This window comes from Streptomyces sp. Y7, from assembly GCF_043195415.1.
Lineage (GTDB): Bacteria > Actinomycetota > Actinomycetes > Streptomycetales > Streptomycetaceae > Streptomyces.
Window position 1 is genome coordinate 136225 of the sequence record NZ_JBIDDQ010000015.1, and the last position, 17938, is coordinate 154162.

The following is a 17938-nucleotide window of genomic DNA, read 5'->3' on the forward strand; positions in this document are numbered from 1 at the left end:
TCACGAGCCTATCGGCCCGCACCGACATCCTGGTTGGGCGGTTCCTCACAGTTCACCTCGGCGACCGGCTCTTCGCTCAGCAGTCGCTCCAGGGCCGGCCGGCCCGGCAGGTCGTCGGGTCGTACGACCTCGCCGGTGCGGACGTACAGGAACGCGGCGTCCACGGACTCCAGGGGCACGCCCTGCTGCTCGGCCCAGGCGAGCCGGTACAGGGCGAGCTGGAGCGGGTCGGCGGTGCGGGTGCGGTTGGTCTTCCAGTCGACGATCTCGTACGTCGCCGCCTCGCCGTCGCCGGTCCTGTAGACGGCGTCGATACGGCCCCGTACGACGCGGCCGGCGATCGCGAGCTGGAAGGGGGCTTCCACGCGGTACGGCGTGCGGTGGGCGTACTCCGTGCGTTCGAAGGCGTCCTTGAGTGCCTCCAGGTCGCGCTCGTCGGCGATCTCGGCCTCGCTGCCGGGGAGGTCGTCCGGTTCCAGCATGGGCAGCGTCAGTTCTTCGAAGCGGGCCTCGACCCAGGCGTGGAATCGGGTGCCTCGACGTGCGGCGGGTTGTGGAGGGCGCGGCATGGGGCGCGCGAGTTCCTGTGCGAACCCGTCCGGGTCGGCGGCGAGACGCAGCAGCTGGGACGCGGTCAGCGAGGCGGGCAGGGGTACGTCCGTGACGCCCGCGCGGGCGCGCAGGAGCTCGCCGGTGAGGGCGTCGAGGTCGCGGTCCCAGGAGGCGATGGTGCGGGCTTCCTCGGGGGTGAGGGCCGGCTCCGCGGGGTGGGGGCGGACAGCGGGTTCCGGGGCTTGTGCCTGGTGCGGGATGGCCGGGGTCGGGCGGTCGGTGGCCCAGGAGTCCCAGTCCTCGGGGTTCTCGTGGTCCTGCGGCTCCTCGGGGTGCGGCTCGTCCGCGAACGCCTCGTCGTCGTCCGGCGGCGGGGGCCAGTCCGGGTCGTCGTAGGTGTCGGGGTCGTGGGTCGCGGCGGGGTGGCCGTCCTCGTGGGATGCCAGGTTCTCCAGGTGGGTCAGGACCGTCTCGGCGGCCGCGCGGCGCCGGGTCAGGGCGGCCGCGTCGAGGGGCAGGGGCCACAGCTGGTCGGCGCTCTCCCGGTGCAGGGCCGGGTTCTCCTCGTCCTCGGCCGGCTCGTCCGCCCACGCCTCGATCTCGCCGTGGCCGGCGGTGCAGTGGTCGTAGAGGGCGTAGAGGAAGTCGGAGGGGCCGCGCGGCTTCTTCTGGGTGGGACCCCACCAGTGGCCGGAGCCGAGGAGCAGGGAGCGGGGGCGGGTGAAGGTGACGTAGCCGAGGCGGAGTTCCTCGGTGTGCTGGTGGTCCTTCATGGCCTCGTGGAAGGCCTTCAGGCCGCGGGAGTCCCAGGAGTCGACGTCGGGGAGGGTGTCGGTGTCGCCGCGCAGTTCGTGCGGGAGCACCTTGGCCTGGGCGGTCCACTTCTCGCGGCCCTGGGTGCTGGGGAAGGTGCCGGTGACCAGGCCGGGAACGACGACGACGTCCCATTCGAGGCCCTTGGACTTGTGCGCGGTGAGCACCTTGACGGTGTTCTCGCCGCCCGGGAGGGCGTTGTCGAGGCCCTTCTCGTACTGGGCGGCGGTGCGCAGGAAGCCGAGGAAGGCCAGCAGGGACGCCTCGTTGTCGCCGGCCGCGAAGGAGGCGGCGATGTCGAGGAAGTTGGACAGGGTCTCGCGGCGGCGGGCGGCCAGCGCGTGCGGGGACGCCGACAGCTCGACCTCCAGGCCGGTGACGGCGAGGACCCGGTGCAGGACGTCCATCAGCGGGTCGGACAGGGAGCGGCGCAGGTCGCGCAGCTCGGTGGCGAGGCGGGCGAAGCGCACGCGCGCGTCCGGTGAGAAGGGCAGCCCGTCGTCGTCCCCTTCGCCGTCCAGTGGCGTCTCCAGGAACGTGTCGAGGGCGTCCGCGAGCGAGATGACCTCGGCGGGGTCGACCCCTTCGACCGCCTCGGCGAGCCGGCGGTCGGGGTCGTCGTCGCCGTCCACGCGCGCGTGGGACACCAGCACGCGCGCCCGGCGGCCCAGGAGGGCGAGGTCGCGCGGGCCGATACGCCAGCGGGGGCCGGTGAGCAGGCGGACCAGGGAGGCGTTGGCGCCCGGGTCCTGGAGGACCTCGCAGACGGCGACCAGGTCGGCGATCTCCGGCAGGTGGAGCAGCCCGGACAGGCCCACCACCTCGACAGGAACGTCACGGGCGACGAGCGCGCCCTGGATCTCGGCGAAGTCGGTCGCCGTACGGCACAGGACGGCGATCTCGCCGGGTGCCTTGCCGGTGTTCACGAGGTGGGCGACGGAGTCGGCGATCCAGTCGATCTCCTCGGCATGGGTGGGCAGAAGGGCGCAGCGGACGATGCCGTCGCGTTCGGCTCCGGGTGCCGGGCGCAGGGCCTCCACGCCCGCGTGCATGGCGCGCAGGGGCTCCGCGAGGCCGTTGGCGAGGTCGAGGAGGTGGCCGCCGCTGCGGCGGTTCTCGCTGAGGGCCTGGCGGGCGGCGGGACGGCCGTCGGCGCGGGCGAAGTGCTCGGGGAAGTCGTCGAGGTTGGCGACGGAGGCTCCGCGCCAGCCGTAGATCGCCTGGCAGGGGTCGCCGACGGCCGTCACGGGGTGGCCGGTGCCGGCCCCGAACAGGCCCGCCAGGAGGACGCGTTGGGCGACGGAGGTGTCCTGGTACTCGTCCAGGAGGACCACGCGGAACTCGTCGCGCAGGACGCGGCCCACTTCGGGGACCGCGGCGAGCCGTGCCGACAGGGCGATCTGGTCGCCGAAGTCGAGCAGGTCGCGTTCGCGTTTGGCGGCGCGGTAGCGGACCACCAGCTCGGCGAGTTCACGGCGGGCGGCCGCCGCTTCGGGAACCTTGCGCAGGTCGGCGTTGGTGAGCTTGGCGCTCTGGAGGGTGAGCAGCAGTCCGGCGTCGTGTGCGCGCAGGGTCTCGGGCCGTACGAGGTGCTCGGCGAGTTCGGCGTCCAGGTTGAGGAGGTCGCTGACGAGGTCGGCGAAGGAGCGGGTGAGGGCCGGGTAGGGACCCGGGGCTTCGCGCAGCACGCGCGCGGCGAGCTGGTAGCGGGTGGCGTCGGCGAGCAGCCGGGAGGTCGGTTCGAGGCCGATGCGCAGGCCGTGGTCGGTCAGCAGGCGGCCGGCGAAGGCGTGGTAGGTGGAGATCACCGGCTCGCCCGGCGGGTTGTCGGGGTCGATGACGTCGGGGTCCGTGACGCCGGCTTTCACGAGTGCCTTGCGGACGCGCTCGGCGAGTTCACCGGCGGCCTTGTTGGTGAAGGTCAGGCCGAGGACCTGCTCGGGGGCGACCTGTCCGGTGCCCACCAGCCAGACCACGCGGGCCGCCATCACCGTCGTCTTGCCCGACCCGGCTCCGGCCACGATCACCTGCGGGGCGGGCGGCGCGGTGATGCAGGCCGTCTGCTCCGGAGTGAACGGGATGCCGAGGAGCTCCTTGAGCTGCTCGGGATCGGTGATACGGGCGGACACCTCAGAGAGGCTAGCGGCGGGCACTGACAGCGGATGCCAGACCGCCTTCCGGGCCGTGAGAAGCGCAGGTCGGCACGGGTGGTGTGATCGATCACTCCGGATATTGACGGTGGGTCACTCGACCACGTGCCGCCCCTCGGGCCGCGCACTGCACGACGCCCGGAAAGCGCAGTGTGTGCAGTGTTGTCCCGCGGTGGGCGCGAACCGTTCGTCGAGGACCTTGCCCGCGGCGGTGGCGAGCAGGTCGCCGACCCACTCCCCCTCCGGGCCGTCCAGAGGCTGCTGTCCCTGCACCTTGGGCAGCGTCTCGCCGCCGTCGCGCTTGGCGGCGCCCTGCCGGAGCTGGACGAGTTCGGCGCCGCCCGGCTCGGGGTGCACGCCGTCGAAGGCGTCGTCGACGGCGCCCTCGCGGACGGCGAGCTGGTAGACGGCGAGCTGCGGGTGCCGGGTCACCTCGGCCGCGCTGGGTGCCTGCTTGCCGGTCTTGAAGTCGACGACGTAGGCGCGTCCTTCGCCGTCGGCCTCGACGCGGTCCATCTGGCCGCGGATGCGGACCTCGAAGTCCCCGGCCTCCAGGGTCACGTCGAAGTCGTGCTCGCTCGCCACCGGAGTGCGCCCCGCGCGGTCCATCACATGCCACTTCAGGAAGCGTTCGAGCGCCACGCGCGCGTTGCCCTTCTCCTGGGCCGACTTCCACGGCGCGTCGAAGGCCAGCGCGTTCCACACGGTGTCGAGGCGCTCCATGAGGACGTCGAGGTCGGCCGGGGTGTGCCCGGAGGCGACCTCGTCGGCGAGGACGTGCACGACGTTGCCGAAGCCCTGCGCAGCGGTCGCGGGCGCGTCGGCCTTCACCTCGCGGCCCAGGAACCACTGGAGGGCACAGGTGTTGGCGAGCTGGTCGAGGGCGCTGCCCGACAGCACCACGGGCTGGTCGCGGTTGCGCAGCGGCACCTTGGACTCGGTCGGCTCGAACATGCCCCACCAGCGGTAGGGGTGGGCGGCCGGTACGAGGGGGCGGCCGTCCTCGTCGGCGAGTGCCGCCAGTCGGGCCAGCCGGCGCGCGGCGGCTTCCCTGAGGGTGTCGGACACGCGCGGGTCGACGGTCGTCGCCCGCAGTTCGGCGACGAGCGCGGCGACGGACAGCGGGCGGCGGGGGCGGCCGGTCACGTCCCTCGGTTCCACGCCGAGCTCGGTCAGGAAGCGGGAAGGCTGGTCGCCGTCGTCGGCGGCGCCCTTCACGGCCGTCACGACGAGGCGTTCACGCGCGCGTGTGGCGGCGACGTAGAACAGGCGGCGCTCCTCCGCCAGCAGCGCCCCCGGAGTGAGCGGCTCGGCCAGCCCGTCGCGGCCGATGCGGTCGGCCTCCAGGAGCGAGCCACGGCGGCGCAGGTCCGGCCACAGGCCCTCCTGGACGCCCGCGACGACGACCAGACGCCATTCGAGGCCCTTGGAACGGTGCGCGGTCATCAGACGTACGGCGTCGGGGCGTACGGCACGCCGCGTGAGGGTGTCGGCGGCGATGTCCTCGGCGTCGATCTCCTCCAGGAAGTTCAGGGCGCCCCGGCCGCCGGTGCGCTCCTCCGCGCGGGCGGCCGTCGCGAACAGCGCGCACACGGCGTCCAGGTCACGGTCGGCGTTGCGGCCGGCTGCGCCGCCACGGCGCGCGGTCCGCTCCAGGCGCGCGGGCCACGGTGTGCCCTCCCACAGGTCCCACAGCGCCTCCTCGGCCGTACCGCCGCCCGCGAGGCGCTCACGGGCCTTGCGGAGCAGCGCGCCGAGCCGCTGGGCGCCACGCGCGTACGTGGGGTCGTGCACCGTCAGCCGCTCCGGCTCCGCCAGCGCCCGCGCGAGCAGGTCGTCCGAGGGCGGCGGCAGGGCGTTGCCCGCGGCCCGCTCCTCCTCGCGCAGAGCGCGACCGAGGCGACGCAGGTCGGCGGCGTCCATACCGGCGAGGGGCGAGGCGAGGAGGGTGAGGGCGGTCTCGGTGTCGAGCCAGCACGTGTCCGACGCCGTGGCCCCGGCGACCTGCGCCACGGAGCCGTCCGCGTCCCCGTCGACGTCAGAGCCGCCCGCGCCTCCCTCACCGTCAGACGCGTCTCCGGCCCCCTCGATGGCGGAGCCGTCCGCGTCCCCCTCACCGTCAGGCGGGTCTCCAGCCCTCTGAACGGCAGAAACGTCAGCGTCCCGCTCACCGTCATGGCCCGCGTCGCCGTCACCGGCACCGCCGCCCGGCGCCCCGGCGTCGCCGTCACCCTCACCGGCGCCCGGCCTCCCCGCCTCCGCCATGGCCACCGCACGCAGCGCCATGAGCAGTGGCGCCACCGCGGGCTCGTGTCGCAGTGGCAGATCGTCACCGTCGATGTCCAGGGGCACCCCGGCAGCCGTGAGCGCCCTGCGCACCGTCGGGATCGTGTGCGAGCCCGCGCGTACCAGTACGGCCATCTCGCCCCAGGGCACGCCGTCCTCCAGGTGGGCGCGGCGCAGGATGTCGGCGATGTTGTCCAGTTCGGTGCCGGGCGTCGGGTAGGTGAAGACTTCCACGCCGCCGCCCTCGCGGACCGGGGCGAGTTCTCGGTGCGCGCGTACCTTCTCCGCCGGGAGCCGGGTCAGTGGCATGCGCTGGGTGAGCAGCCGGGTCGCGGCCAGCAGGCCGGCGCCGGAGCGGCGGGAGGTGCGCAGGACCTCGACGGGCGCGGGGCGGCCGTCCGCGCGGGGGAAGGCGTGCGGGAACTCCAGGATGCCGTTCACGTCGGCGCCCCGGAAGGCGTAGATCGACTGGTCGGGGTCGCCGAAGGCGACCAGGCTGCGGCCGTCGCCGGCGAGCGCGTGCAGCAGCCGCACCTGCGCCGGATCGGTGTCCTGGTACTCGTCCACGTACACCGCGTCGTACTGCGCCGCCAGCCGCGCCGCGGTCCCGGGGCGGCGGGCGAGGAGCACCGCGCGGTGGACCAGTTCGGCGTAGTCGAGCACGCCCTGCAGGTCGAGCACGTCGAGGTACTCGGCGAGGAAGGCGGCCGCGGCACGCCAGTCGGGGCGCCCGATGCGGCGGGCGAAGGCGTCCAGGGCGTCGGGCGCGAGGCCCAGCTCGCGGCTGCGGGCGAGGACCGCGCGGACCTCGTCGGCGAAGCCCCGGGTGGTCAGGCAGGCACGCAGGTCGTCCGGCCAGCGCACATGGGCGAGTCCGAGCCGCTCCAGGTCCGGCTGGCCGGCGAGCAGCTCTCGTACGGTCACGTCCTGCTCGGGGCCGGACAGCAGCCGCAGTGGTTCGGCGAACAGGTCGCTGTCCTGGTGGGCGCGGACCAGGGCGTAGCAGAACGAGTGGAACGTCGTCGCCTGTGGCGCGCGGGCCGCCCCTATGCGCAGCGCCATGCGGTCGCGCAGTTCCACGGCGGCCTTGCGGCTGAACGTCAGCACCAGGATGCGTTCGGGGTCCCCTCCGCGGGCGATGCGGGCCGCCACCGACTCGACGAGCGTGGTGGTCTTGCCGGTGCCCGGACCTGCGAGGACGAGCATCGGGCCGGTGTCGTGGTCAACCACGGCGCGCTGTGCGGCGTCCAGACGAGGGGGAGCCACTCGCACCGCAGGGGTACGCACCAGGCGGTAAGCGCCACGGGTCCCCTGTCGCACCTGGGGGTGCGACAGGCGCCTGGTGGAGAAAGAGGAGCTCACGTGGTTCGCCGGTCCTGGTGGGAGTGCAGGTTGTCGCTGCCGGCGCGGGGCGCCGTCGTCGCTGGATGGTGGTCGGGTGTCGGGTGGGCGGCCCCTCGCGTGTGCGGGGCGGTGGCCGCGGGGTGAGGGGGACACGCGCAGCCGACGCTACGCCGCGGGATGGTGCGGAAGCAGGGCTTCCGATTCATCCCTCGGGGCACTCGTGTCACGTGCGTCCCTCGCATCACGAACGTACGTCATGTCACGGGCGTGCCCTGTTTCCCCCTTACGGATCACGGGACACACGGCGGGCGCTCCGATGGCGGAAGCTGTCAGGTGTGACCCTGTGCGCGTCCGCCGCCGTCCCACCGCGCCCGCTTCATGTCCAGGCGCGGCAGGTGCCCCTCAGCGGCTCTGCTCGCCTCCTTCAGGGGCGTGCCCTCCGCGCGGTAGTGCTCCAAGGCTCTGAGTTCGTGGCCGGGCAGCAGGACGCCGTCGGAGCGGACCACGCGCCACCACGGGACGGCTCCCCCGTAGAGGGCCATCACCCGGCCGACCTGCCGGGGACCGCCCTCTTCCAGCCATTCGGCGACGTCTCCGTACGTCATGACGCGCCCCGGCGGGATCAGCTCGCTGACCTCGAGGACCCGCTCGGCGTACTCCGGCAGCTCGCCGGCGTACTCCGGCAGCTCGCCGGCGTGCTCCGGGCCGCCGTCGGCGTACTCCGGACGGGCGTCGTCTTGGGCCGGGCGGGCGGCGTCCGGAAGGCTCTCCTCGCTCATCCGCCCCATCCTGCCCCACGGCACCGACAATGTGACTCGCTCGCCACTGTGCGTATCCCTCGCCCTGCGGCGGCGCTTCGGGCAGACTGTGCGCCCCCGCATTTGCACCCTGATGCCCCCGTGTGTCGGTGGAGCATGCCACCATCGTGCGGGCGGTGACTGGTGATACGAGATCAAGAAGAGACGATGAAGCAGCAGGGTGTGCACCCGGAGGGCGCGGAGAGCACCTCTGACGCTTCGTCGCGCCCCGGCACCGTGAACGCCGGCAAGAAGGACGCCGACGACAGCGACGACGCCACGCAGCACACCAACGACAGCGACGACGCCACGCAGCACATCAACGACGGCGACGACGCCGAGACGCACGGCGACGACGGCGACGACGGCAAGAAGCGCGAGGCGGGCAAGGGCACCGACCCGGGCGGGGCGGGCGGCCAGGCCGGCCGCAAGGCCGTCGAGGGGAAGGCCGCCTACGACCTCGAACTCGACGAGGTGCACGCCGACGAGGTCGAGGGCGACGAACCCTTGCTCCCCGCGCGCGTGCACCGTCCGTCGGACCTGATGCGGCTCCTGGTGGGCGTGCTCGGCATCGTGCTGCTGCTCGCGATCGCGGCGTTCGCGCACGGCACGACCTCGGGACTCGAGCAGGACATCAACAAGGGCACCGGACAGGCGCCCGACGTGTTCAGCAAGATGGCCGGGCTGGTGTCCAGCATCGCGATCCTGTTGGTGCCGGTCGCCTTCGCGATCGAGCGGCTGATCAAGCGGGACGGGCTGCGCATCGCCGACGGCGTCCTCGCGGCGGTCCTCGCCCACGGAGTGACGCTCGCCACCGACCTGTGGGTCGCGCGGGCCGCCCCGGACTCCATCCGGGACGCCCTCACCCAGCCCTCACCGGGCGACGTCGGCTCCCTCACCGACCCGGTGCACGGCTATCTCGCCCCGGTCATCGCGTACATGACCGCCGTGGGCATGTCCCGCAGACCCCGCTGGCGCGCGGTCCTGTGGGCGGTCCTCGTCCTGTACGCGTTCTCCATGCTGGTCACCGGCTACACCACGCCGTTCTCGATCATCCTGACGCTGCTGATCGGCTGGACCGTCGCCTACGGCACGCTCTACGCGGTCGGCTCGCCGAACGTCCGCCCGACCGGCCGGACGCTGATGGCGGGCCTCAGGCACGTCGGCTTCCGCCCGGTGAGCGCGGCCCGCGAGGAGCCCTCCGAGACCCAGGAGACCACCGACCGCGGCCGGCGCTACTTCGTCACACTCGAGGACGGTCCGCCGCTCGATGTGACGGTCGTCGACCGGGAACAGCAGGCCCAGGGCTTCTTCTACCGCGCGTGGCGCAACCTGACGCTGCGCGGCTTCGCCACCCGCAGCAGCCTCCAGTCGCTGCGCCAGGCACTGGAGCAGGAGGCCCTGCTCGCCTACGCGGCCATCGCGGCCGGAGCGAACGCGCCCAAGCTGATCGCCACTTCCGAGCTCGGCCCGGACGCGGTGATGCTGGTCTACGAGCACACCGGCGGACACACCCTGGACTCGCTGTCGGACGAGGAGATCACCGACGACCTGCTGCACGGCACCTTTCGCCAGGTCAAGGCGTTGCAGTCGCGGCGGATCGCGCATCGCCGGCTCGTCGGCGACGCGATTCTGGTGGATCGTTCCGGCAAAGTGATCATCACAGATCTGCGGATCGGTGAGATCGCCGCCAACACCCTGCTGCTGCGGATGGACATCTCCCAGCTGCTGGTGACGCTCGGCCTGCGCGTCGGCGCCGAACGCGCGGTGGCCTCCGCGGTGAGCGTGCTCGGCCCCGACGCGGTGGCCGACTGCCTGCCGATGCTCCAGCCCATCGCGCTGAGCCGCTCCACGCGCGCGACGCTGCGCCGGCTCGCCCGGGAGCGGGCCCAGCGCGAGCGTGACGCGGTGCTGGAGGCGTCCCGGCTGGCCAAGCAGGCCCGCAGCGAGGAGGCCACGGACGACACCGAGGTCTCACTCGACAAGACCGACACGAGCCTCGACAAGCCGGACAAGAAGACCGTACGCGCGCAGGCACGGGCCGAGAAGCGGGCCATCGACGACGCCATGGATGAGGCGCGCGAGGAGGATCTCCTCACGCAGATCCGGCACGCGGTCCTGCGCATCAGGCCGCAGGCGCCGGTCGAGCCGGCCCGCCTGGAGCGGGTGCGTCCGCGCACGCTGATCAGTCTCATCGCCGGTGCCATCGGCGCCTACTTCCTGCTGACGCAGCTCACGCACATCGAGTTCGGCCCGCTCGTGGCGAACGCCCAGTGGGGCTGGGTGGCCGCGGCCGTGCTGTTCTCCGCGGCCAGCTACGTGGCGGCGGCCATGGCGCTGCTGGGGTTCGTACCCGAGCGGGTGCCGTTCCGGCGGACGGTGGCGGCGCAGGTCGCCGGGTCGTTCGTGAAGATCGTCGCGCCGGCCGCGGTCGGTGGCGTCGCCCTGAACACGCGGTTCCTCCAGCGCGCGGGAGTGCGGCCGGGGCTCGCGGTGGCGAGTGTCGGCGCCTCGCAGTTGTTCGGGCTCGGCTGCCACATCCTGATGCTGCTGTCCTTCGGCTATCTGACCGGCACCGAGAAGACGCCGTCGCTGTCGCCGTCCCGCACCGTCATCGCGGGTCTGCTGACGGTGGCGGTGCTGGTGCTCGTGGTGACCTCGGTGCCGTTCCTGCGGAAGTTCGTCGTCACCCGCGTGAGGTCGCTTTTCGCGGGTGTCGTGCCGCGCATGCTCGACGTGCTCCAGCGGCCGCAGAAGCTGGTCACCGGCATCGGCGGCATGCTGCTGCTGACGGCCTGCTTCGTGATGTGCCTGGACGCGTCGATCCGTGCCTTCGGCAGCGAGGGGACCTCGCTCAGCATCGCTAGCGTCGCGGTCGTCTTCCTCGCGGGCAACGCGCTCGGCTCCGCCGCCCCGACCCCGGGCGGCGTGGGTGCCGTGGAGGCGACCCTGACCGTCGGTCTGATCGCCGTGGGCCTGCCCAGCGAGGTCGCCGCCCCCGCGGTGCTGCTGTTCCGCCTGCTGACCCTGTGGCTGCCGGTCCTGCCGGGCTGGCTGGCCTTCAACCACTTGACCCGTAAGGGCTCGCTGTAGCCCAAGGGGGCGCACGGGCGACCGTGCGTGCCGGGTAGGGACGGTGAGCACACGGTGACCGAGCGGGCCGATCACCGGCGCCGTCCTCGTCGTAAGAGAGACCCCGCAGGGCTTGTCGTACGAGGACCCGGTCGCCGTACGTTGTAAGGGCCCCGGAAGGTGGGGCGGCGCCGTACCTCGTACGGCCCGTGCCCCGAGCGCCCCACCACGTACGACCTCAGGATGGGACCATGCCGAAGCCTCCCCGGATGCGCGCCGCTGCTCTGACCGCCACCGCACTGCTGCTGTCCTCCCTGCTGGCCGGTTGCAGCGACGACGACCCCGGGAACGACGAGGACCTGACGGCCCAGGAACTGAACTGGAAGGACTGCCCGGCCCCCTCCCAGGCGCAGGGCGGCGGAGGCAGCCCGTCCCCGCTGCCGGACGACGGCACCTGGCAGTGCGCCACGATGAAGGCGCCCCGCGACTGGGACGACCCCGACGGCGACACGATCGGCATCGAGCTGATCCGGGTGAAGTCCAGCGGCGCGGAGAACCGGCGCATCGGCTCACTGATCTTCAACTTCGGCGGGCCCGGCGGTTCCGGAGTCACCACGCTGCCGGCCTTCGGCGAGGAGTACGAGAAGCTGCGCACCCGCTACGACCTCGTGAGCTTCGACCCGCGCGGGGTGGGCCGCAGCGCGCCCGTGCTGTGCGAGGACGACCAGCGGCTCGACGCCTACTTCCAGCAGGACACCACGCCGGACGACGCCGCCGAGCGGACCGAACTGGTGGACAGCACCAAGGAGTTCAACGCGGCCTGCGAGAAGAACTCCGAGGAGATGCTGCCGCACGTGCGCACCACGGACGCCGCCCGCGACATGAACCTGATGCGCCAGGTCCTCGGCGACGACAAACTGCACTACTTCGGCATCTCGTACGGCACCGAACTCGGCGGTGTCTACGCCCATCTGTTCCCCGACAAGGTGGGCCGTGCCGTCTTCGACGCGGTGGTGGACCCGACGCAGAACTCCGAGCAGGGCTCGCTGGGACAGGCCGCGGGATTCCAGCTCGCGCTCGACAACTTCGCCGCCGACTGCACCTCCCAGGTCGAGGACTGCCCGATCGGTGACACAGCCCAGGACGTGAAGGACCGCATCGCGAAGCTGCTGAAGGACCTCGACAGCAAGCCGATCGAGGGGATCTTCCCGCGCCAACTGACCCAGTCCGCCGCGACCAACGGCATCGCGCAGGCGCTGTACTCGAAGGACTTCTGGCCCTACCTCACGCAGGGTCTGGAAGAGGCGTACGACGGCAACGGCAGCACCCTGATGCTGCTGTCCGACTCGATGAACGGGCGCAGCGAGAACGGCGAGTACAGCAACATCACCGCCGCGAACATCTCCATCAACTGCGCCGACGACAAACCGCGGTACACGCCCGAGTACGTGGAGCGGAAGCTGCCCGAGTTCCGGTCCGCCTCGAACGTCTTCGGTGACTTCCTCGCCTGGTCGATGCTGAGCTGCACCGACTGGGCGGTGGCGGGCGCCGCCGAGCATCCGGACGTCAGCGCGCCCGGTTCGGCGCCGATCCTGGTCGTGGGCAACACGGGCGACCCGGCCACGCCGTACGAGGGCGCGCGGAGGATGGCGCAGGCGCTCGGCAAGGGCGTCGGTGTCGAGCTGACGTACAAGGGGCAGGGGCACGGCGCCTACGACAGCAAGAACAAGTGCGTGCAGGACGCGGTGAACGGCTACCTGCTGGACGGGAAGGTCCCGAAGGCCGGCACGGTGTGCTCCTGAGACCGGCGGTGCCGACATCGCGCTCGCCGGGCCCCGCCGGCACACCGCCAAGCGCACGAAGTCGCAGGTCAGAGAGTTATCCACAGGCTTCCACGGCCAGTTCGTGATCCGCCTACTATGGCCTGACAGCCATCCGCGGCACAGCGTGGACGGCCTGCGAGGGGGGAAGCGACATGACGCGTTTCGTACGGTGGGCGGCTGTGGCGGCCGCCTCCGCGCTCTTGGCGACGGGGTGCAGCGGCAGCTCCTCCGACGGCCCGCAAGCCGGTGACGGGGCGAGCGACGCGGGTTCGCCGACGCCCTCCGCCGGCTCGGCCTCCCCCGCGCTGCCCTCCTCCCTGACCTCCCAGAAGCCTGACTGGGGTGACTGCGAGGCGACCGGGGACTCTCCCGCGCCGGGCCACGAGTGGCAGTGCGCGAAGCTCAGGACGCCGCTGGACTGGGCGAAGCCGGACGGCAGGACGATCGACCTGGCGCTGATCCGCACCAAGGCCACGGGCGACGACAGAATCGGCTCGCTGATCTTCAACTTCGGCGGCCCCGGCAGCTCGGGGGTGTCGACGATGCCGTGGTACGCCACCAGTACTCCCGAACTGGGCAAGCGGTACGACCTGGTGAGCTTCGACCCGCGCGGCGTCGGCGCCAGCGAGGGCGTGCGCTGCCGCAGCGACCGCGAGATCCAGGCATCCGAGGCGGTGGACATCACACCGGACGACGCGGCCGAGGAGACCGCCTACTTCGAGGACGCCGCCGCGTTCGGCCGGGGCTGCCAGAAGGCCGAGGGGAAGCTGATGGCGCATGTGTCGACCACCGACACCGCCCGCGACATGGACCTGATCCGCCAGGTCCTCGGCGACCCGAAGATGCACTACTTCGGCATCTCGTACGGCACCGAACTCGGCGGCGTCTACGCCCACTTGTTCCCCCGCACCGTCGGGCGGATGATCCTGGACGCGGTCGTCGACCCGAGCGCCGACTCGCAGGGGCACACCGAGAACCAGGCCAGGGGCTTCCAGCGCGCGCTGAACAACTACCTGAAGTCCACCGGCCAGGGCGCCGAAGCGGGCACCCAGAAGATCGTGGACCTGCTGAAGCGGATCGACGCGAACCCGCTGCCCACCTCATCCGACCGCAAGCTCACCGAGTCCCTCGCACTCACCGGCATCATCAGGCCCCTGTACAGCGAGGCGAGCTGGCCGACGCTGACCAGCGCCCTGGAGGCGGCCGAGCGGGGCGACGGCACGGAACTGCTCGCGCTCGGCGACGACTACAACGACCGTGACGCGTCGGGCCGTTACGGCACGGGGACCCACTCGCAACGGGTCATATCATGCCTGGACGACAAGCAGCGGCCGACGGTCGAGGAGACGAGGAAGCTGCTGCCGCGGTTCGAGAAGGTCTCCCCGGTGTTCGGTCCCATGCTCGGCTGGGACACGGGCGGCTGGTGCCACGACTGGCCGGTGGCCGGACAGTACGACACCCCGGAGGTCAGCGCGCCGGGTGCGGCACCGATCCTGCTGGTCGGCAACACAGGCGACCCGGCGACGCCCTACGAGGGCACCCGCAGGATGGCCGACGAGCTCGGCAAGGGCGTCGGTGTGATGCTCACCTGGAAGGGCGAGGGCCACTCCGCGTACGGCAAGGGCAGCGACTGCGTCGACTCCACGGTGAACGCGTATCTGCTGCAGGGGACGGTGCCGAAGGACGGCAAGGTCTGCTCATGACGACGGCGGGGGCTTCGCGCACCCCTGGTGCGCGAAGCCCCCGCCGAGGGAGCAGGGCTCGCCCTGCGGGCGAGGCCGTCCGGTCAGTAGACGGGCTTGTCCGGCTCGATCTGGTTGACCCAGCCGATCACGCCGCCGCCCACGTGCACGGCGTCGGCGAAGCCCGCGGACTTCAGGACCGCGAGGACTTCCGCACTGCGGACACCCGTCTTGCAGTGCAAGACGATCTTCTTGTCCTGCGGGAGGCTCTCCAGGGCGGTGCCCATGAGGAACTCGTTCTTCGGGATCAGACGGGCGCCGGGGATCGAGACGATCTCGTACTCGTTGATCTCGCGGACGTCGATGATGTCGATGTTCTCGCCGTCGTCGATCCACTCCTTGAGCTGCTTGGGAGTGATCGTCGAGCCGGCGGCGGCCTCCTGGGCCTCCTCGGAGACGACGCCGCAGAAGGCCTCGTAGTCGATGAGCTCGGTGACCGTCGGGTTCTCGCCGCAGACGGCGCAGTTCGGGTCCTTGCGGACCTTGACCTGGCGGTACTGCATCTCCAGGGCGTCGTAGATCATCAGGCGGCCGACCAGCGGCTCACCGATGCCCGCGAGCAGCTTGATGGCCTCGTTGACCTGGATGGAGCCGATGGACGCGCACAGCACGCCCAGCACGCCGCCCTCGGCGCAGGAGGGGACCATGCCCGGCGGCGGGGGCTCGGGGTACAGGCAGCGGTAGCAGGGGCCGTGCTCGGACCAGAAGACCGAGGCCTGGCCGTCGAAGCGGTAGATCGAGCCCCACACGTACGGCTTGTTCAGCAGCACGCAGGCGTCGTTGACCAGGTAGCGGGTCGCGAAGTTGTCCGTGCCGTCGACGATCAGGTCGTACTGGCTGAAGATGTCCATCACGTTGTCGGCCTCGAGCCGCTCTTCGTGAAGGATCACGTTCACGTACGGGTTGATGCCCTTGACGCTGTCGCGGGCGGACTCGGCCTTGGAACGGCCGATGTCGGACTGGCTGTGGATGATCTGGCGCTGGAGGTTCGACTCGTCGACCTCGTCGAACTCCACGATGCCGAGCGTGCCGACGCCCGCGGCGGCCAGGTACATCAGCGCCGGCGAGCCCAGGCCGCCGGCGCCCACACAGAGCACCTTGGCGTTCTTCAGCCGCTTCTGCCCGTCCATCCCGACATCGGGGATGATCAGGTGGCGGGAGTACCTGCGAACCTCGTCTACGGTGAGCTCGGCAGCCGGCTCGACCAGGGGTGGCAGCGACACGGGGACTCCGTTGGTCGGTCGATCACTACATTTGTTCTCCTGGTAACAGTGCCATGGCCTTTTTCATTCCGAGACACCTGTTCCGATCCGCGAGACGATTTCGTCCCAGTAGCCGGGCATGGTCTCCCAGGGGTCGGTGCGTCCGCCCCGGTCGGTGTGGTCGGTGAACCAGATCGTCGCGGCGCCCTGCCAGCGCGCGATGCGCAGGGCCTCGTCGAGGTGGCCCAGGGGCACTCCGTGGACGAAGTGACAGAAGCGCTCGGGGGGATGGTCCGCCGTCCACTCCGCGACCTGCGACCAGCGGTAGTCGCGCCACGGGCCGGAGAAGGTGACGAGCTGGTCGGCGCACTCGGCGTACCCGGGGTGCGGATGGGTGCCGTGGCCCAGGACGATGTGGGCCTTGTCACGCAGCGCGCGCAGGGTGGTGATGGTGCGCAGGACCTCGGGCAGCGCGGTGCCGTCGGTCGGGCAGCGGTCCAGGAGGAAGCCGTCGACGCGGTACCAGTCGACATAGCGGTGCGCCTTGGAGATCACCTCGCCGAAGACGCGGGCGCCGTGGGCGGTACCGAGGTGGACCCGGTCCAGGTGGGCGATGTCGAGGCTGCCGAGGACGCGGATCCCCGCGTTGCGGAGCCGTCCCGCGGCTTCGAGGCAGTGGGGGTCGGGGCGGGCGCCGGGCCCGTCGGCGACGTTGAGGACGACCCAGTCCAGGGGGGTGCCTGGGCGGGCGAGTTCGCCCCATTCGGTGGGGGCGAGCAGGGGGTGGGCATAGCCCGGCACGCCGAGTCCCGTACGCAGACCGGTGCTCGGCGTGGTCCGTTTCATGCCGGTCAGATACGGCATGCCGCCTCCATCCAGATGTCGCCCAGGGACTCCTCGAGGTTGATGCGAGGGCGCCAGCCGAGGCGGTCGCGTGCGGTGCGGACGTCGGCCTGCTGCCAGCTGCCGCAGCCGTCCGGGTAGGCGACGGGGGCGGCGTGGGCCGCGTGCGTCGAGTGGACCGCGTGGGCGGTGTGCGTGGTCGCGTGGGCCGTATGGGTCACGTGGTCCAGGTCGGACCGGGGGTGCCCGATGGTCGGGCGCAACGGGCCGGGCGGGCCGTCGAGTTCGTGCAGGGCGCCGCCGTAGCCGGCCACGCGGGCGAGGATCGCGGCGGCGTCGCGCAGCCGTACGGCGCGGCCGGAGCCGATGTTGATGACGCCCTGCGCGGCGGAGAGCGAGGCGGCGTGCACGGCGCGGGCCACATCGCGGACGTCGACGAAGTCGCGCTGGGCGCCGAGGCCGGTGAGTTTGAGCTCGCCGTCGCCCGACTGCATGGCGCGGCGCATGGCTTCGGCGAGGCGGCCCAGGGGTGAGCCGGCGGGGGTGCCGGGGCCCGCGGGTGAGAACACGCGCAGGACGACGGCGTCCAGGCCGGAGCCCAGGACCAGTTCGGTGGCGGCGAGTTTGCTGACGCCGTACGGGCCGCCGGGTCGGGGGACGGCGTCCTCGGCCGTGGAGGAGCCGGGCTGGCTCGGGCCGTACTCGGCGCCGCAGCCGATCTGGACGAGGCGGGCGCCGCAGCCGCTGCGGCGCAGGGCCTCGCAGACGGTGGCGACGGCGACGGTGTTGTGGCGGGTGAGTTCGCGGGCACCGCCCCTCGTGGCACCGGCGCAGTTGACGACGACGCCGGGGTGGACCGCGTCGAGGAAGCGGGTGAGGGCGCCGGGGCTGCCGGACGCGAGGTCGAAACGGACGTCGGCGTCGTCGCCACGGCCCAGCGCGGTGAGTTGGACCGCGGGGTCGGCGAGGAGACGGTCGGCTACGAAGCGGCCCAGATAGCCGTTGGCTCCGATCAGCAGGACTCTCATCGGGCGGCTCCCGTGGCCGAGGGGAGGTCGGATCGGGAGGTGATCATTTGGGAGTCTCCTTCGAGGACTTCGGACAGGAGGGTTGCGGCGGTTCCGTGGGGGTGGGTGCCTGCGGTGACGCGCGCGGCTCGGTGGGGGTGCGCGTGTCGTGGCCTGCGGGGGTGCCGCGGGGGTGGGGCCCCGCCGGGGGTGTCCGTGGTCGGTCCGGTGGCGGCTCGGTGCCGTCGGACGTGCGGCGGCATGGGGGCCGGCCGCCGCGGGCGGACACTCCCCGGCGCGGCCGCTT

The 17938-nt window shown here is 72.2% G+C and carries 9 protein-coding genes; 3 read left to right on the forward strand and 6 right to left on the reverse strand.

From position 1 onward, the window contains the following. Positions 1-8 precede the first annotated feature (8 nt). The 3 genes from ACGFW6_RS30010 to ACGFW6_RS30020 form a co-directional block, all read right to left on the reverse strand. The gene (locus ACGFW6_RS30010; RefSeq protein WP_393516572.1) at positions 9-3494 is read right to left on the reverse strand and encodes a UvrD-helicase domain-containing protein; all 3486 of its coding nucleotides are present in this window, start codon (positions 3492-3494) and stop codon (positions 9-11) included. A gap of 114 nt (positions 3495-3608) precedes the next feature. Continuing rightward, positions 3609-7163, reverse strand: a complete 3555-nt coding sequence (locus ACGFW6_RS30015; protein WP_393516575.1) for an ATP-dependent helicase — start codon at positions 7161-7163, stop codon at positions 3609-3611. A gap of 311 nt (positions 7164-7474) precedes the next feature. After that, positions 7475-7924, reverse strand: coding sequence for an MGMT family protein (locus ACGFW6_RS30020; protein WP_393516578.1), 450 nt, complete (start codon positions 7922-7924; stop codon positions 7475-7477). Between the two features lie 186 nt (positions 7925-8110). On the opposite strand from ACGFW6_RS30020, the gene ACGFW6_RS30025 reads away from it, so the two are divergent. From ACGFW6_RS30025 to ACGFW6_RS30035, 3 genes are all read left to right on the forward strand, one after another. Next, the gene (locus ACGFW6_RS30025; protein WP_393516581.1) at positions 8111-11035 is read left to right on the forward strand and encodes a YbhN family protein; all 2925 of its coding nucleotides are present in this window, start codon (positions 8111-8113) and stop codon (positions 11033-11035) included. A 230-nt stretch (positions 11036-11265) separates the two neighbouring features. Next, entirely contained in the window at positions 11266-12816 is a 1551-nt protein-coding gene (locus ACGFW6_RS30030) for an alpha/beta hydrolase (RefSeq protein WP_393516584.1), read from the forward strand. Positions 12817-12989: 173 nt separating this feature from the next. Continuing rightward, complete coding sequence (locus ACGFW6_RS30035) at positions 12990-14540, forward strand: alpha/beta hydrolase (RefSeq protein ID WP_393516587.1); 1551 nt, start codon at positions 12990-12992, stop codon at positions 14538-14540. Positions 14541-14623: 83 nt separating this feature from the next. On the opposite strand, the gene moeZ is transcribed toward ACGFW6_RS30035, so the two are convergent. The 3 genes from moeZ to ACGFW6_RS30050 all read right to left on the reverse strand — a co-directional run bounded on the left by moeZ (position 14624) and on the right by ACGFW6_RS30050 (position 17652). Then, positions 14624-15802: an adenylyltransferase/sulfurtransferase MoeZ gene (gene moeZ / locus ACGFW6_RS30040; protein ID WP_126903065.1), complete on the reverse strand. Its 1179-nt coding sequence runs from the start codon at positions 15800-15802 to the stop codon at positions 14624-14626. Positions 15803-15865: 63 nt separating this feature from the next. Further along, positions 15866-16645, reverse strand: a complete 780-nt coding sequence (locus ACGFW6_RS30045; RefSeq protein WP_393516590.1) for a spherulation-specific family 4 protein — start codon at positions 16643-16645, stop codon at positions 15866-15868. After that, positions 16633-17652, reverse strand: coding sequence for an NAD-dependent epimerase/dehydratase family protein (locus ACGFW6_RS30050; protein WP_393516593.1), 1020 nt, complete (start codon positions 17650-17652; stop codon positions 16633-16635). Before ACGFW6_RS30050 ends, ACGFW6_RS30045 begins: the two co-directional genes overlap by 13 nt. Positions 17653-17938: the final 286 nt, after the last annotated feature.

Coding starts and splice junctions, on each gene's coding strand:
- ACGFW6_RS30050 (WP_393516593.1), bottom strand. CDS start 17,652: ATGAGAGTCCTGCTGATCGGAGCCAACGGCTATCTGGGCCGCTTCGTA.
- ACGFW6_RS30035 (WP_393516587.1), top strand. CDS start 12,990: ATGACGCGTTTCGTACGGTGGGCGGCTGTGGCGGCCGCCTCCGCGCTC.
- ACGFW6_RS30030 (WP_393516584.1), top strand. CDS start 11,266: ATGCCGAAGCCTCCCCGGATGCGCGCCGCTGCTCTGACCGCCACCGCA.
- ACGFW6_RS30025 (WP_393516581.1), top strand. CDS start 8,111: ATGAAGCAGCAGGGTGTGCACCCGGAGGGCGCGGAGAGCACCTCTGAC.
- ACGFW6_RS30020 (WP_393516578.1), bottom strand. CDS start 7,924: ATGAGCGAGGAGAGCCTTCCGGACGCCGCCCGCCCGGCCCAAGACGAC.
- ACGFW6_RS30045 (WP_393516590.1), bottom strand. CDS start 16,645: ATGCCGTATCTGACCGGCATGAAACGGACCACGCCGAGCACCGGTCTG.